At 71.3% G+C, this 15587-nt stretch carries 14 protein-coding genes and 1 riboswitch; all 14 genes read right to left on the reverse strand.

Going from position 1 to position 15587, the window contains the following annotated elements; translation table 11 throughout:
• Positions 1-66: 66 nt before the first annotated feature.
• Positions 67-1116 carry a gluconeogenesis factor YvcK family protein gene (locus tag E1P53_RS04220; protein ID WP_131733558.1) on the reverse strand — a complete coding sequence of 350 codons (1050 nt, stop codon included), beginning with the start codon at positions 1114-1116 and terminating at the stop codon, positions 67-69.
• A complete protein-coding gene (rapZ, locus tag E1P53_RS04225) occupies positions 1113-2039 on the reverse strand; it encodes an RNase adapter RapZ (protein WP_040527499.1) in 927 nt (308 codons plus the stop codon). Before rapZ ends, E1P53_RS04220 begins: the two co-directional genes overlap by 4 nt.
• Positions 2032-4104, reverse strand: a complete 2073-nt coding sequence (uvrC, locus tag E1P53_RS04230; RefSeq protein ID WP_131733559.1) for an excinuclease ABC subunit UvrC — start codon at positions 4102-4104, stop codon at positions 2032-2034. Before uvrC ends, rapZ begins: the two co-directional genes overlap by 8 nt.
• Positions 4105-4114: 10 nt before the next feature.
• Positions 4115-4582, reverse strand: a complete 468-nt coding sequence (locus tag E1P53_RS04235) for a PH domain-containing protein (protein ID WP_006902247.1) — start codon at positions 4580-4582, stop codon at positions 4115-4117.
• Positions 4579-5091, reverse strand: coding sequence for a 6,7-dimethyl-8-ribityllumazine synthase (gene ribH, locus E1P53_RS04240; protein WP_109238417.1), 513 nt, complete (start codon positions 5089-5091; stop codon positions 4579-4581). Before ribH ends, E1P53_RS04235 begins: the two co-directional genes overlap by 4 nt.
• On the reverse strand, positions 5088-6395 hold the full coding sequence (locus E1P53_RS04245) for a bifunctional 3,4-dihydroxy-2-butanone-4-phosphate synthase/GTP cyclohydrolase II (RefSeq protein WP_109238418.1): 1308 nt from the start codon (positions 6393-6395) through the stop codon (positions 5088-5090). The genes ribH and E1P53_RS04245 overlap by 4 nt, the downstream gene beginning before the upstream one ends.
• 20 nt (positions 6396-6415) lie before the next feature.
• Complete coding sequence (locus E1P53_RS04250) at positions 6416-7042, reverse strand: riboflavin synthase (RefSeq protein WP_006902244.1); 627 nt, start codon at positions 7040-7042, stop codon at positions 6416-6418.
• A gap of 44 nt (positions 7043-7086) precedes the next feature.
• Positions 7087-7241, reverse strand: a riboswitch (FMN riboswitch).
• A 94-nt stretch (positions 7242-7335) separates the two neighbouring features.
• A complete protein-coding gene (gene ribD, locus E1P53_RS04255) occupies positions 7336-8361 on the reverse strand; it encodes a bifunctional diaminohydroxyphosphoribosylaminopyrimidine deaminase/5-amino-6-(5-phosphoribosylamino)uracil reductase RibD (RefSeq protein WP_131733560.1) in 1026 nt (341 codons plus the stop codon).
• An 8-nt stretch (positions 8362-8369) separates the two neighbouring features.
• Entirely contained in the window at positions 8370-9074 is a 705-nt protein-coding gene (rpe, locus tag E1P53_RS04260) for a ribulose-phosphate 3-epimerase (protein WP_006902241.1), read from the reverse strand.
• 62 nt (positions 9075-9136) lie between these two features.
• Positions 9137-9730 carry a GNAT family N-acetyltransferase gene (locus E1P53_RS04265; protein WP_131733561.1) on the reverse strand — a complete coding sequence of 198 codons (594 nt, stop codon included), beginning with the start codon at positions 9728-9730 and terminating at the stop codon, positions 9137-9139.
• Between the two features lie 159 nt (positions 9731-9889).
• Positions 9890-11338: an RsmB/NOP family class I SAM-dependent RNA methyltransferase gene (locus E1P53_RS04270; protein ID WP_131733562.1), complete on the reverse strand. Its 1449-nt coding sequence runs from the start codon at positions 11336-11338 to the stop codon at positions 9890-9892.
• Positions 11335-12294 carry a methionyl-tRNA formyltransferase gene (fmt, locus tag E1P53_RS04275; protein ID WP_131733563.1) on the reverse strand — a complete coding sequence of 320 codons (960 nt, stop codon included), beginning with the start codon at positions 12292-12294 and terminating at the stop codon, positions 11335-11337. The genes E1P53_RS04270 and fmt overlap by 4 nt, the downstream gene beginning before the upstream one ends.
• Positions 12295-14253 carry a primosomal protein N' gene (locus tag E1P53_RS04280; protein ID WP_131733564.1) on the reverse strand — a complete coding sequence of 653 codons (1959 nt, stop codon included), beginning with the start codon at positions 14251-14253 and terminating at the stop codon, positions 12295-12297.
• 72 nt (positions 14254-14325) lie between these two features.
• Positions 14326-15534, reverse strand: coding sequence for a methionine adenosyltransferase (gene metK, locus E1P53_RS04285; protein ID WP_006902236.1), 1209 nt, complete (start codon positions 15532-15534; stop codon positions 14326-14328).
• Between the last annotated feature and the right edge of the window lie 53 nt (positions 15535-15587).

Consider the following 15587-nt stretch of genomic DNA (forward strand, 5'->3'; position numbering starts at 1 on the left):
GGTCCCTGTCCTCCCATCACCTGACCACACGTCCCCTGAAGAAAAGTGCCTCACACATCGCCTGATTCAGGCGTCCGCCCGGTCAGAGTAACGGTTCGGTTCACCTTCGCACAGTTCGTTCACCACGGCCGCGACTTTTGCGGGGTCGTGGACCTGGCGGCCGGGCACCGCCACGTCGCCGACGACGAGTTCGGCGCCGAAGAGACCGGCCGCGCGCTCGAGGTGATCGCGCTCGCGTCCCGCCGGGACCGACGCCTCGTCGACCAGCACGTGGTCCACGCGGAAGGTGTCGGCGTGGGCGTGCAGGACGTGCAGGTGACGCTCCACGCTGAAGCCCGGCGTCTCCCCCGGCTCCGGGGCCAGATTGACGACGAGGATCTTGCGCGCGGAGGTGCGCTGCAGCGCCTTGAGCTGGTCGGGGACCAGCACGTGCGGGATCACGCTGGAGAACCAGGAGCCCGGCCCGAGCATCACCAGGTCGGCGGAATCGATTGCCTCCACGGCACTCTCGCAGGCCGGCGGGTCCTCGGGGATCAACCGCACGCGGCGCACCTTGCCCGGCGTGGTCGCGACCGCGACCTGACCGCGGATCTCCCGGCTGATGCGGGGATCGGCCTCCAGGCCGGACACGTCGGCCTCGATGTCGAGGGGCACCGTCGACATCGGCAGGACGTATCCCTTGATGCCGAACATCGATCGGAGCTCGTCCAGGGCGGCGACGGTGTCGCCGAGGACCTCGGTGAGTCCGGCGAGCATGAGGTTGCCGATCGGGTGACCGGCGAGGGCGCCGCGCCCGCCGAAGCGGTGCTGCAGCACCTCGGCCCACAGTTCGTGCCGGCGCCGGGTCTCCGGGTCGCCGGCGGTCTGGAAGTCCTCGAGCGCCTTGGGCGCGCACATCAGGGCCGCCAGCGCCATCCGCAGGTCGCCGGGCGGGATCAGCCCGAGTTCGGCACGGAGTCGGCCCGACGACCCGCCGTCGTCGGCGACCGTGACGACCGCGGTGATGTCGGAACTCAGGTAGCGCATCGCGGTCAGGGTCGCGTACAGACCGTGTCCGCCGCCCAGCGCGACGATCCTGGGATCGGTCCCGCCGGCGCCGGCGTTCCCGGTGCTCATTCGCGCCCCAGATCGCGGTGCAGGACGCGCACGTCGTAGGTCGCCGACCCGTCGTCGTCGACGGCCGTGCGGAGGCGTCGGGCGAGTTCCTCGGAGATCGCCACGCTGCGGTGCTTGCCGCCGGTGCAGCCGACGCTGATCGTCATGTAGCGCTTGCCTTCCCGGAGGTAGCCGCGACCCACGATCGAGACGAGGCCGGTGTAGAGGTCGAGGAACTCCGCGGCGTCGGGCTGGCCGAGGACGTAGTCGCGCACCGGCGCCTCCCGGCCGTTGTGGTCGCGCAGCTCGTCGATCCAGTGGGGATTGGGCAGGAATCGCACGTCGGCGACGAGATCGGAGTCGATCGGCAGTCCGTACTTGAAGCCGAAGGACTGCACCGCGATGCTCAGCCGCGGTTCGGTGTCGCCGGGCGAGACGCCCTCGACCACCGACCGCAGCTTGGCGGCGGTCAGCGCGGAGGTCTCCACGACGAGATCGGCGACGTTCTTGATCGGCGCCAGGATCGTTCGTTCACGAGCGATGCCCTCGACGAGGGTTTCCTTGCCCTGCAACGGATGTCGGCGGCGCACCTGCTCGAAGCGGCGCACCAGCGCCTCCTCGCTCGCGTCGAGGTACAGCAGTTTCGTGCGGATGCCGGACGCCTCGAGGTCGTCGCGCAGGTTCTCGAGCTCGTGGGCGAGGTTCGGGTCGGAGGCGCGCAACACCATCGCGAGGCGCCTGATCGACGGGTCGCTCTCGCGGACCATGCCGACCATCGTCTTGATCAGCGACGGCGGCACGTTGTCGGCGACGTACCAGCCGTCGTCCTCGAGGACGTTCGCCGCGGTGGAACGGCCCGCGCCGGACATGCCGGCGACGAAGAGGACGGTGAAGTCGGGTTCGTCGGGCGTCGTCGCGTCGGCCGTCGCCATCTCGTCAGTCATCGACACCCCGTCCCGCGTCACCGCTCACCACCGACACCTCCGTCTTCTCCGGCGTTTCCGCCCCCGACACCGCCTCGGCCGGTGTGGCCTCCTCCGGCGTCGCCGGCGCGGAGCCTCCACCCAGCGCGGTCTGCACCGCACGCGCGGTGGTCAACCCGATCCCGGGGACCCGGGCGATCTCCTCCAAGGATGCCTCACGCAGCCGCGCGACCGACCCGAAGTGGGTCACCAGCGCGGTGCGGCGTGTCTTGCCGAGACCGGGGATGCCGTCGAGCACCGACTCGGTCATCCGCTTGCTTCGCTTGCTCCGGTGGAAGGTGATGGCGAACCGGTGGGCCTCGTCGCGCACGCGCTGCAGCAGGAACAGCGCCTGGCTGCTGCGCGGCAGGATCATCGGGTCGTCCTCCCCCGGCACCCACACCTCCTCGAGGCGCTTGGCCAGGCCGATCACCGCGACGTCGGTGACCCCGAGTTCGTCGAGGACCGCCGCGGCCGCGTGGACCTGCGGCGCACCGCCGTCGACCACGAACAGGTTCGGCGGGTACGCGAACTTCCGCGGCTGCGAAGGGGTCTCGGGCTCGGCGCCGACCTCGCCGGAGACCGGCGGCGGGGCGTCGCGGTCGGCCTTGTGCCGCAGGAACCGACGCCGGGTCACCTCGGCGATCGACGCCACGTCGTCGGAGTGACCGTCGCCGGCGGCCTGCCGGATCGAATAGTGGCGGTAGTCGGACTTGCGGGGCAGCCCGTCCTCGAAGACGACCAGCGACGCCACCACGTCGGTGCCCTGCACGTGCGAGATGTCGACGCACTCGATGCGCAGGGGCGCCTGGTCGAGCATGAGCGCCTCCTGCAGCTCGGTCAGCGCCGCCGAGCGTGTGGTGAGGTCGCCGGCGCGCTTGAGCTTGTGCTGGGCGAGCGCCTCGGCGGCGTTGCGGGCGACCGTGTCGAACAGCGCCTTCTTGTCGCCGCGCTGCGGGACCCGCAGGCGCACGCGACTCCCCCGCAGCCGGCTGAGGAACTCCTCGAGCTCGGCCGCGTTCTCGGGCAGTTCGGGGACGAGCACCTCCCGCGGGACCGACTCGCCGTGGGCGCGGTGCTCACCGACGTCGACGGTGGCGTCGAAATCGACCTGGGTGCCGTAGAACTGGGTGACGAAGTCGCCGACGACGTCGGCGTCGGTGCCGTTGTCGCTGCGCTCGACGACCCAGCCGCGCTGGCCGCGGACGCGTCCGTCGCGCACGTGGAAGACCTGCACCGACACCTCGAGCTCGTCGCCGGCGAGGGCGACGACGTCGGCGGTGGTCCCGTCGCCGAGAACCACGGCCTGCTTCTCCATCGCACGGCGCATCGCGCCGATGTCGTCGCGCAGGCGCGCGGCCCGCTCGAAGTCGAGCTCCTCGGCGGCCGCGGTCATGTCGCGTTCCATCCGGCGGATCATCTGGTCGGTGCGGCCGGCGAGGAAGTCGCAGAAGTCCTCGACGATCTCGCGGTGCTCGGCGGCGCTCACCCGGCCGATGCAGGGCGCGGCGCACTTGTCGATGTAGCCGAGCAGGCACGGCCGGTCGATCTGTCGGTGGCGCTTGAACACGCCGGCCGAGCAGGTCCGCGCCGGGAACACCCGGGTGAGCAGGTCGACCGTCTCGCGGATCGCCCAGGCGTGCGAGTACGGGCCGAAGTAGCGGACGCCCTTGCGGCGCGGGCCGCGGTAGACGAACAGCCGCGGATACTCCTCGTTGAGGGTCACCGCGAGCATCGGGTACGTCTTGTCGTCGCGGTAGCGGACGTTGAACCGCGGGTCGAACTCCTTGATCCAGTTGTACTCGAGCTGCAGCGCCTCGACCTCGGTGCCGACGACGGTCCACTCCACCGACGCCGCGGTCGTCACCATCTGGCGGGTGCGCGGGTGCAGCGAGGCGAGGTCGGCGAAGTACGACGTCAGGCGCGAGCGGAGGTTCTTGGCCTTGCCCACGTAGATGACTCGGCCGTGCTCGTCGCGGAACTTGTACACCCCGGGATCGGTCGGGATGGTTCCGGGCGCAGGACGGTAGGTAGTCGGGTCGGCCACGTCGTCCAGGCTAGTTGGCGGGTCGGACGGACCCGCGGTAGCGCTCCTCGAGCTCGCGGAATCGGGCCATCGCCTCGACGGCGCGCTGCCCGTCGCCGGCCTGGACCGCCAGCACGGTGATGTGTTCGTCGGACGGGAACAGCAGCCACGCGCCGAACCCCGACTCCGGATACGTCAGCCCCAGGATCTCGTCCCAGCCGAACATGCGGGTCGGAACGAGGTTACGCACCTCCACGCCCTGCGGCCCGACGCGCAACCGCGGTCGGGTCAGCAGGAGGATCGCGGCGGCGAACAGGACGCCGATGCCGATGATAGCGGCCTGGTCGGAGCCGCCGAGGTTACGGACGCCGACGTCCTCGACCGTCAGCAGCAGGCCGAAGGTGATGTGGATCGCGAGGACGACCACGGCCGCCGCGATCGCATACCGCGGCAGCTTTCGCGGCCGGTAGACCAGGTCCCACTCCGGGGAGGAACTCACTCGGAGGCTCCTCCGCCCACCGACGGCAGGGACTCGCCGCGCTGCAGCGCGCGCAGCGTGAGCGCGGACGCCAGCGCCGCGACGCACGCCTGGGCCCCCTTGTCCTCGCTCGAGCCGGGCAGGCCGGCGCGGGCGATGGCCTGCTCCTCGGTGAGGACGGTGAGCACGCCGTTGCCGACCGGGGTCGACTCGTCGAGCGAGACCCGCGTCAGACCGGCGGTCACGGCGTCGCAGACGTAGTCGAAATGCGGTGTCTCGCCCTTGATCACGACGCCGAGCGCGACGACCGCGTCATGGGTGCGGGCCAGCGCCTGCGCGATGACCGGCAACTCGACGGCGCCGGCCACCTGCACGACGGTCGGCTCGGTGACGCCGTTGTCCTTCGCCGCCCGCAGCGCGCCGTCGAGCAGTGCGCCGCAGATCTTCTCGTGCCACTGGGAGGAGACGATCGCCAGACGCAGCTTGGAGGCGTCGGTGAGTTCGAGGGTCGGTTCTCCGTGGCCGCTCATGCGGGGGCTCCTTCAGATGCGTCGTCGCTGTCGAGCGGATCGTCGAGGCCCTCGAGGTCGTGACCCATGCGATCGCGCTTGGTCCGAAGGTAGCGGAGGTTCTCGGCGTTGGCGCGCACGGGCATCGGCACCCGGTCGACGATCTGCAGGCCGTAGCCGTCGAGGCCGACCCGCTTGGCCGGGTTGTTGGTGAGCAGGCGCATCGACTTCACGCCGAGGTCGACGAGGATCTGCGCGCCGAGGCCGTAGTCGCGGGAGTCTGCGGGCAGGCCGAGTTCGAGGTTGGCGTCGACGGTGTCGGCGCCGGCGTCCTGCAGCTGGTAGGCCTGCAGCTTGTGCAACAGGCCGATGCCGCGTCCCTCGTGGCCGCGCATGTAGAGCACGATGCCGCGCCCCTCCTGCGCCACCATCTCCATCGCGGCGTCGAGCTGGGGACCGCAGTCGCACCGCAGCGAGCCGAAGACGTCGCCGGTGAGGCATTCGGAGTGCACGCGGACGAGGACGTCGTGACCGTCGTTCTCGGTGATGTCGCCGAGGACCAGCGCGACGTGCTCGACGTCGTCGTAGATGCTGGTGTACCCGACCGCGCGGAACGCGCCGTGGCGGGTGGGGATGCGGGCGTCGGCCACCCGGACGACGTGCTTCTCGTGGCGCCGGCGCCAGGCGATGAGGTCGGCGATCGAGATCAGGGCGAGGTCGTGCTCGTCGGCGAAGACGCGCAGCTCGTCGGTGCGGGCCATCGAGCCCACGTCCTTCTGGCTGACGATCTCGCAGATGACGCCGGCCGGCTGGAGGTCGGCGAGGCGGGCGAGGTCGACCGCGGCCTCGGTGTGGCCGGGACGGCGCAGCACGCCGCCCTCCTTGGCGCGCAGCGGCACCACGTGGCCGGGCCGGGTGAAGTCGTCTGCGGTCGCCTCCGGATCGGCGAGCATCCGCATCGTGGTGGCGCGGTCGGCGGCGCTGATGCCGGTCCCGATGCCCTCGCGGGCGTCGACGGTCACCGTGTAGGCGGTGCCGTGCTTGTCCTGGTTGACCGAGTACATCGGCGGCAGGCCGAGCCGGTCGCAGGCGTCGCCGTCGAGCGGCACGCACAGGTAGCCCGACGTGTAGCGGACCATGAACGCGACCAGCTCCGGGGTGGCCTTCTCGGCCGCGAAGATCAGGTCGCCCTCGTTCTCGCGGTCCTCGTCGTCGACGACCACGACCGGCTTGCCGGCCGCGATGTCGGCGATGGCGCGCTCGATGGTGTCGAACTTGACGCCCTCACCGGTGGTGTCTTCACCGTCACGCGGCGACTCGCTCATCAGAACCTCACTCGTTGTGCTCATTTCGCCCCCGCAACATCAGTTGACTGTCCGAGGTGCAGGCGTTCAACGTACTTGGCGATGACGTCGACCTCGAGGTTGACCACGGTGCCCGGTTGGGTCTCACCGAGGTTGGTCTCGTTGAGGGTCGTGGGGATCAGCGAGATCTCGAACCACGAGTCGTCGCCCTCCCCGCCGACGGCGGAGACCGTCAGGGAGACGCCGTCGACGGTGATCGATCCCTTCTCGACGAGGTAACGGGTGAGCTTCGCGGGCACGCCGATCCGTACGACCGTCCAGTTCTCCGAGGGGCTCACCGACAGGACGCGGCCGGTGCCGTCGACGTGTCCCTGCACGATGTGGCCGCCGAAGCGGCCGTTGGCGGGCATCGCACGTTCGAGGTTGACCCTGCTGCCGGGAGAGAGGTCGGACAGCGAGCTGCGGCGGAGGGTCTCGCCCATCACGTCCACGGTGAACTCACCGGGCCGGAGGTCGACGACGGTCAGACAGACGCCGTTGACCGCGATGGAGTCGCCGTGGTGCGCATCGGCAGTGACGATGGGGCCCCGCACGGTGAAGCGGGCGGCGTCAGAGAGATCCTCGCGGGCGGCGATCTCGCCGAGCTCCTCCACGATTCCGGTGAACACGCACTCCTCCTGCTCGCTCGGAGCAGACAGGGCGGCACTGTGTCGCCTGTTCTCTCTCATCCGGACTATGACCGTCGGCTCCGGAATCTCACCGAATCTGCTGACCCTGCTGGCGCAGGCGCTCGCGGGCTGGAGACTGCGGATCCACCGCACCCTCATCACCGCCGGTGGGGAATCTCACCCCGCCCCGAGAACTGGTGATATCGACGCTAGCACGCCCGATCAAGGGCGTCGCATTGCAATTCCGCTGAGTAAAACGCCGGAGGTGGTGCGTGTCGGCGAAGCCGCCCTGTTCAGCGGACGTGTGATGACGTCGGATTCCACGTGAGTGTGATCAACACATCATCGCCGACGGTGGTGACCGACGAGGTCGTGAAGCGTCTGGCGTCGGCCAGCGTGGTCACGCCGGGGATCTCGATCGAGCTCTGACCGGCGCCGAGGACCATCGGCGCGACGTAGGCGTGGACCTCGTCGACGAGGTCGGCGGCGAAGAACGCCCCGAGGACGTGCGGTCCGCCCTCGACGAGCACCCACAGCGCGTCGGGCAGCGCGGAGAGGACGTCGGCGGGGTCGTGCGAGTCGACCCGGACGAGCGGCCCGCCCGTGTCGTCGCGGAGGTTGGCGTCGGCCGGCAGGTCCCGGTGGCCGAGGACCACGCGCGCCGGCTGGTGCGGGTACAGGCCGCCGTCGGGGGTGCGGGCGGTCAGGCTCGGGTTGTCGGCGAGGGCGGTGCCGGTGCCGATGACGATGGCGTCGAGCCGCGAGCGCTGCAGGTGCGCGTGTTCGCGTGCGGCGGGACCGGTGATCCACTGGCTGGTTCCGTCGGGCGCGGCTATGCGGCCGTCGACGCCGGCGGCGATTTTCGCGGTGACCCAGGGGCGGCCGAGGCGTTGCCGGGTGAGCCACGGGCGCAGCGGGCCGTTCTCCACCGTCTCGACCGAGACTCCCCCGGTGACCCGGATGCCGGCGGCGCGCAGGGTCTCGGCGCCGCCCGCGGCGACCGGGTTCGGGTCGCTCACCGCGTAGTGCACCTCGGCGATCCCGGCCTCGATGAGCGCCTGCGCGCACGGCCCGGTGCGTCCGGTGTGGTTGCAGGGCTCCAGGGTGACGACCGCGGTGCCGCCGCGCGCGGCCTCCCCCGCCTCGCTCAGCGCCACGACCTCGGCGTGCGGCCCGCCCGGCGGCCGGGTCGCGCCGACCCCGGCGACGCTGCCGTCGGCGGCCAGGATCACCGCGCCGACGGGCGGGTTCGGGGAGCTGACACCCATCGACGACCGCGACGCCTCGACGGCGCGGTCCATGGCGGCGGCGATCTCCATGCGGCCGATCAGATGCCGGCCTTGGCGCGGGCCTCGACGGCCTGCCGGCGCAGGGCGGCCACCGCCTGGCCCGGGTCGTCGGCGCCGTAGACGGCCGAGCCCGCGACGAAGCAGTCGACACCGGCCTCCGCGGCCTGCTCGATGGTGTCGGCGTTGATGCCGCCGTCGATCTCGACGAGCAGCTTCAGGTCCTCGGCGGCGATGTACTTGCGGATCGCGCGCACCTTGGACAGGACGTCGGGGATGAACTTCTGCCCGCCGAAGCCGGGTTCGACGCTCATCACGAGCAGGGTGTCGAAGTCGCGGAGGATCTCCAGGTACGGCTCGAGCGGGGTGCCGGGCTTGATCGACAGGCCGGCCTTGGCGCCGGCGGCCCGGATGTCGCGGGCGACGCCGACCGGGTTGTCGGTGGCCTCCGCGTGGAAGGTGACGTTGTGCGCGCCGGCCTCGGCGTAGGGCGGCGCCCAGCGGTCGGGGTTCTCGATCATCAGATGGCAGTCGAGCGGGATGTCGGTGGCCTTGAGCAGGCTCTCGACGATCGGGAGTCCGAGGGTCAGGTTCGGCACGAAGTGGTTGTCCATGACGTCGACGTGCAGCCAGTCGGCGCGGGTGGCGCCGGGCTCGGCCACCGCTGCCGCCTCGTCGGCGAGATTCGCGAAATCCGCGGACAGGATGGACGGGGCGATCATGGGCGCGTTGGCGGCGGTGCACATGGTCGACAAGTCTAGGGCGACCGCGATTTGTAGAAGAAATGCGCGCCATAGGCCGATTCGCTCTACGCCTTCGAGCGCAGCATCCCCCAGACCGTCGGCCCGCCGTCGGGCAGCGCGACCTCTCCGATGACCTCGAAGCCGAGTCGTTCGTAGAACGCGACGTTCGAGTGCGACGACGTCTCCAGGTACGCCGGCATCCCCTCCGCCTCCGCGGCCCGCAGGCCCGGTTCGAGCACCGCCCGCCCGAGTCCGCGGCCCTGCGCGGAGGGCGCGACGCCGACGGTGGCCAGATGCCAGACGGATTCGGCCGGACGCAGCGGCGCGGTCGCCTCGTCGGCACGCGCCGCGATCTCGGCGCGGTCGCCGTACAGGTCGACGACGCGACCCGCGATGGCGCCGAAGGCCTCCTCGAGACCCGTCGACGACGGGGCGATCCACACCGCGACCGCCGTGAGATCGTTTGACACCCAGACCTTTCCGCATGGCAGTCCGACCTCGGAGAGGTAGAGGCGTTGCAGGGACCGGACCCGATCGAGATGGTCCCGCGCGTCGACGGTGTGCCGGGTGAACGGATAGTCGGCGAAGGCGAGGCCGAGGGTCGTCGCCGCACCGTCGACGTCGGCCGGCGTGGCGGGGCGGATCACGGTGGTCGTCACCGGTCGGACGTTACCCGGAAGGCTCGCCGGACCGGATCATCCACCCTCTGGCAGACCTCACTTCGGTGATGCGACCTCGATCGAGGTCGCATCACCGAACCGAATTCTGGAAGACAGGACGTCCGACGACTCACTCGTGGACGGGAAGTGCGGGCGAGGTCAGTCCCGCGTCAGCGCCGCCAGGAACATCGCGTCGGTGCCGTGGATGTGCGGCCAGAGCTGCACGTGCGGGCCGTCGCCGAGCAGCTCACCCTCGAGCTCGCCCACCGTTACCAGCGGCCGCGCGTCGAGCTGACGCGCACCCTCGACCTCCGCGAGAACATCGGCGACGACCGCGGTGGTCTCGGCAGGATGCGGCGAGCACGTCGAATACACCACGACGCCACCGGGTTTCACCAGACGCAAGGCCTCGGACAGCAGTTCCTTCTGCAGGACCACCAGCTCGTCGACATCGCGCGGGCTTCGGCGCCAACGGGATTCGGGTCGGCGACGCAGCGACCCGAGTCCCGAGCACGGGGCGTCGAGCAGGATGCGGTCGAAGCCCGGCGCCAGCCCGCTCGACCGCGCGTCGGCGACGTGGATGGTGACCGGCAGGTCGCGGACGGCCTTGCGGATCAGCTCGGCGCGGTGGTCGGACACCTCGATCGCGTCGAGGTGCGCGCCGTCGATGTCGGCGAGCGAGCCGATCAGGGCGGCCTTGCCCCCGGGCCCGGCGCACATGTCGAGCCAGCGGCCGGAATCCTCGCCGACGTCGGCGACGGTGACCGCTCGCGCGATCAGCTGACTGCCCTCGTCCTGGACCCCGGCGTAGCCCTCGCGGATGGCGTCGACGTCCGACGGGTCGCCGCCGGCCAGGTACACGCAGTACGGGGAGAACCGGCCGACCTCTCCCCCGCTGGTCAGCGCGAGTTCCTCGGCGGTCATCATGCCGGGCCGCGCGACGAGATGCACCGGCGGCCGCTCGTCGTCGGCGGCGAGCAGGGCCTGCAACTGGCCGGCCGAACCACCCAGCGCGTCGCGGAACACCTCGGCGATCCAGCGCGGGTGCGCGTACTGGAACGCGAGATACCCGACGAGGTCCTCGGCCGGCGACGGCGCGAGCTCGTCGACCCACATCTCCTCGGTCTTCTGCGACACCTTGCGCAACACCGCGTTCACGAAACCGGCAGGGCCCATACCGTTCTCGGCGCGCACCAGGTCCACCGAGGTCGACACCGCGGCATGCGGGCTCACACGCGTGCGCAGCAGCTGATAAGTGCCCAGGCGCAGCACGTCGAGCAGCGTCCCGTCGATCTCGGGGACCGGACGCCCGGCGGCCGAGGAGATCACCGCGTCGAGCAGCCCCTGAGCGCGCGACGCGCCGTAGGCGAGTTCGGTGGCGAAGGCGGCGTCGCGGCCGGTGATCCCGCGCTCCCGCAACATCTTCGGCAGGACGAGGTTCGCGTAGGCGTCGCGCTCCCGGACGGCGCGAAGGACGTCGCGGGCGGCGACGCGGGCCGGGTCGACCTCCTTCTGCCGAAACTTGGCGGTGTTCTGCGGCTTCCCGCGGTTCCGGTCCGAACGTCCCTGCGGCGCCCTGTCCCGGCCCGGCCGCCGATCGGCGTTCACCCCAGCACCGTGCCGTCTTCGAGGCGCGCGCCGCGCGCCCAGTCGGCCGCGGGCATCGCCTTCTTGCCGGGCGGTTGCACCGTGCCGAGTCTCACCGGCGTCGAACCGGTCCCGACGAAGACCGCCTTCTTGGTCACCGCGATCACGCCCGGCGCCAAGGCTTCCCCGCGGGCCGACTCGGGCAGCGACGCGTCGTCGGCCGCGACCGGCCGCACGGGCCCGACCTTGATCCTCGCCTCCTCCAGCACGGTCCACGCGCCGGGAGCCGGAGTGTAGGCGCGGACGACGCGGTCGATGATGTGCGCGGGCAGATCCCAGCGGATGCGCGCGTCCTCCACCTCGACCTTGGGTGCATGGCTGACCCCGGCATTCGGCTGCGGTTCGGGGATCAGGCGGCCGGCCTCGATGCCGTCGAGCGTGTTCACCAAGAGTCCGGACCCCGCCTCGGCCAACCGCGTGAGCAGATCGCCGGCGGTGTCGGTGGGTCGGATCGTCTCGGTGAGCACCCCGTAGACCGGGCCGGTGTCGAGACCCTTCTCCAGGCGGAAGGTGCTCGCGCCGGTCACCTCGTCGCCGGCGGCGATCGCCGCCTGCACCGGCGCCGCCCCGCGCCACGCGGGCAGCACCGAGAAGTGCAGGTTGATCCACCCGTGGGTGGGCAGGTCGAGCAGGTCCTCCGGGACGAGGCCGCCGTAGGCGACCACGGCACCGGCGTCGGGCGCCCAGCGGCGCAGCGTCTCGGCGACCTCCGGCTCGGACAGCCGCCGCGGGGTGATCACCTCGAGGCCGTGCTCGTCGGCGAGCATGCCGATCGGCGACCGAACGACCTTGCGGCCGCGCCCGGCGACCGTGTCGGGGCGGGTGATGACGCCGACGACCTCATGCGACGGCGAGTCGAGCAGGGCCTGCAGCGACGGCACGGCGACCTCGGGCGTACCGGCGAAAACGATGCGCATTCATCCGATCGTAGGCGGATCCACCTGGACCCGGATCGGCCCGGTCAGACGATGAGTGTTGCGGCGCGCCTGCCCGGCCGCGAGCGCCTTCGCGAGGAGTCGGCCGTGCTTGCGCGGCAGTCGCACCAGGATGCGGTCCATTTCGTCGTCGGCGGAGGCCGCCTCCCACTCGGCGCTGCCCGCCGGCGGACGAACCCCCGGGGGCAGCGGGACGGGGCCGAGGATATCGGTGCCCTCGGGCAGTTCGAGGTTCTCGACGAAGTCGGTGATGACCTGGGTGGGGCCGTCGATCGACGCCATCGTCACCGCGGGCGGGAACCCGAGCTCCACCCGCTCGTCGAGCTGCATGGACGCGAAACCCACGGGGTCCCAACGGATCAACGCCTGGACGGGCGCGAGAGTGGAGTCGGCGACGATCACCACGCGGCCGCCGTCGCCGTGGGGGCGCACCATCCCGGCGAGCGCCATCCAGCGTCGGACGGCGTGTTCCTCGGCGCGCAGGTCGGCGCGGTCGAGTTGCGCCCAGGTGTCGAGGACGATCGCCGCGCCGTAGCCGCCGGGCGCCACGGGTTCGACCCCCGGGGTGGACACGACGAGCCGTGCGCCCGGCTCGATCTCGTCGAGGATCATGTCGCCGCCGCTGGTCAGCACCGGCACCCCGGCGAACGCCCGGCCCAGCTCCTCCGCGGTCCGTCGCGCACCCGTCACCGTGGCGCGCACCCGGGTGTTGCCGCACTCCGGACAGCGGAAGTTCCGTTCCGGACGTCCGCACCACCGGCACGAGAGCCGCCCGTCGCCGTCCATCTGCAGCGGTCCGTGGCAGGCGCGGCAGCGCGCGTGCTCGCGGCATCGGGTGCAGGCCAGCGACGGGACGTAGCCACGGCGCGGAACACTGAACACGACCGGGAGGTCGGCGGCGAACGCGGAGCGCGCGGCATCGAAGGCGACCTCGGGGATGCGCGCAGACCGCGCCATCGGGTCCCGGGCGATCTGGCGGTCGTCGTCGGAGATCGCCTGCACGCGCGGACTGCGTTCGCGGACGGTCGCGCGCTCGGCGAGCAGGTCATGCGCCCAACCGGACGCGACGAGCGCCTGCGCCTCCGCGGTCCGGGCGAAGCCACCCAGGAGCAGGCCGCACTGCTCGAGGTGCGCCCGCAGCACCGCGACCTCACGCGGGTGCGGATACGGCGCCCGCGGGTCGGGCATGCTGTCGTCCCCGTCGTCCCACACGACGATCAGCCCGAGATCGTGGACGGGAGCGAACACCGCACTCCGCGTGCCGATCACGAGTTGCGCGGCGCCTCTGCGCACCGCCAGCCAGCGACGGTAGCGGGCGGTCGGACCGAGACCGGCGGCCAGCACGACGCCCCGGTCGCCGATGAGCGGCTCGCACGCCGCCCAGAGCCGGTCGAGGTCGCGCTGGTCGGGGACGACGATGATGCACCCGCGCCCGCCGGCGAGGGTGGCGGCGGCGAGCTCGGCGAGCCGTTGCGGCCAGTCCTCCCCCGGCAGCGCCTGCCAGGCGGCGCGCGGATGACCGCCGGCGAGCGCCTCCACGAACGACTCCGCCAGCGGATAGCGACGCCACTCGGCCAGGTCCGGGGCTTCGACGACGGTCGTCGGCTCCTTCGTCTCCTCCTTCTCCGTCCGCGCGTGACGGGGCGGGATGGCCAGGCGCACGACGTCGCCCATGGTGCCGGCGTACCGGTCGGCGACCGCCCGGCACAGTGTGGCCAGTTCGGGCGTGAGGACCGGCTCGGCGGAGATGACGCGATCGAGCCACCCCAGCTTGCCCGGGTGGTCGCTCTTGGCGATGCGCTCGAGGAGGAAGCCGTCGACGAGACGTCCCGAGAACCGAACACGGACCCGCACGCCCGGAACCGCGATCTCGTCCTGATCGGAGTCGATCAGGTAGTCGAACGGACGGTCCAGGTGTGCGAGTCCGAGGATGGGCAGCACACGGGCAACCGGCAGCGAATCAGCCGGTACCCGTGCGCCTTTCGGTGGCAGGGCCTACCGCCCTTCGGGGTCTCAGAGACCGGCGGCCGCGCGCAGCTTGTCCGCGCGGTCGGTCCGCTCCCACGGCAGGTCGACGTCGGTGCGGCCGAAGTGGCCGTACGCGGCGGTCGGGGCGTAGATCGGACGCAGCAGGTCCAGATCGCGGATGATCGCGAGCGGACGCAGGTCGAAGTGCTCGGTGATGACCCGCTCGATGACGGCGGTGTCGACCTTCTCGGTGCCGAACGTCTCGACGAACAGACCCACCGGGGCGGCCTTGCCGATCGCGTAGGCCACCTGGACCTCGATGCGGTCGGCGAGGCCTGCGGCGACGGCGTTCTTGGCGACCCAGCGCATCGCATAGGCGGCGCTGCGGTCGACCTTCGACGGGTCCTTGCCCGAGAAGGCACCGCCACCGTGGCGGGCCATGCCGCCGTAGGTGTCGACGATGATCTTGCGGCCGGTCAGGCCGGCGTCGCCCATCGGACCGCCGAGGACGAACTTGCCGGTCGGGTTGACCAGCAGGCGGTAGTCGGAGGTGTCGAGCCCGGGCAGGTCGATCTCGGCGAGCACCGCGTCGACGACGTACTTCTTGATGTCGGGCGCGAGCAGGTTCTCGAGGTCGACGTCGGCGGCGTGCTGGGTAGACAGCACGACGGTGTCGAGGCGGACGGGCTTGTCGCCGTCGTACTCGATGGTGACCTGGGTCTTGCCGTCGGGACGCAGGTACGGCAGCGTGGCGTTCTTGCGGACCTCGGTCAGCTTGCGCGACAGGCGGTGCGCGATCGCGATCGGCACCGGCATGAGCTCGGGGGTCTCGTTGGTGGCGTAGCCGAACATCAGGCCCTGGTCGCCGGCGCCCTGCTGGTCGATCTCGTCCTCGGAGATGCCGCTGCGGCTCTCGTGGGAGTTGAACACGCCGCCGGCGATGTCCGGCGACTGCGCGCCGATGGCCACGTTGACGCCGCACGACGCGCCGTCGAAGCCCTTGGTGGACGAGTCGTAGCCGATCTCGAGGATCTTCGACCGCACGATGCCGGGGATGTCGGCGTAGGCCGAGGTGGTGACCTCGCCGGCGACATGGACCTGACCCGTGGTCACCAGGGTCTCCACCGCCACGCGCGCCTTCGGGTCTTCGGTGAGGATGGCATCGAGGATCGAGTCGCTGATCGCGTCACAGATCTTGTCGGGATGTCCCTCGGTGACGGATTCGCTCGTGAACAGGCGTGACGAGGTGGTCATCAGATCCTCTCGAGATCTCGCGCGCGGAAGGTGTCCGGCGCCGTTTTGCAGGT

Source organism: Gordonia paraffinivorans (assembly GCF_900683595.1).
Lineage (GTDB): Bacteria > Actinomycetota > Actinomycetes > Mycobacteriales > Mycobacteriaceae > Gordonia > Gordonia paraffinivorans.

What these genes read in the sequence shown, in the direction of transcription:
- E1P53_RS04245 (WP_109238418.1), bottom strand. Translation starts at nt 6,395, where the DNA reads ATGAGCGAGTCGCCGCGTGACGGTGAAGACACCACCGGTGAGGGCGTC.
- ribH (WP_109238417.1), bottom strand. Translation starts at nt 5,091, where the DNA reads ATGAGCGGCCACGGAGAACCGACCCTCGAACTCACCGACGCCTCCAAG.
- rapZ (WP_040527499.1), bottom strand. Translation starts at nt 2,039, where the DNA reads ATGACTGACGAGATGGCGACGGCCGACGCGACGACGCCCGACGAACCC.
- metK (WP_006902236.1), bottom strand. Translation starts at nt 15,534, where the DNA reads ATGACCACCTCGTCACGCCTGTTCACGAGCGAATCCGTCACCGAGGGA.
- rpe (WP_006902241.1), bottom strand. Translation starts at nt 9,074, where the DNA reads ATGTGCACCGCCGCCAACGCGCCCATGATCGCCCCGTCCATCCTGTCC.
- ribD (WP_131733560.1), bottom strand. Translation starts at nt 8,361, where the DNA reads ATGGAGATCGCCGCCGCCATGGACCGCGCCGTCGAGGCGTCGCGGTCG.
- fmt (WP_131733563.1), bottom strand. Translation starts at nt 12,294, where the DNA reads ATGCGCATCGTTTTCGCCGGTACGCCCGAGGTCGCCGTGCCGTCGCTG.
- E1P53_RS04220 (WP_131733558.1), bottom strand. Translation starts at nt 1,116, where the DNA reads ATGAGCACCGGGAACGCCGGCGCCGGCGGGACCGATCCCAGGATCGTC.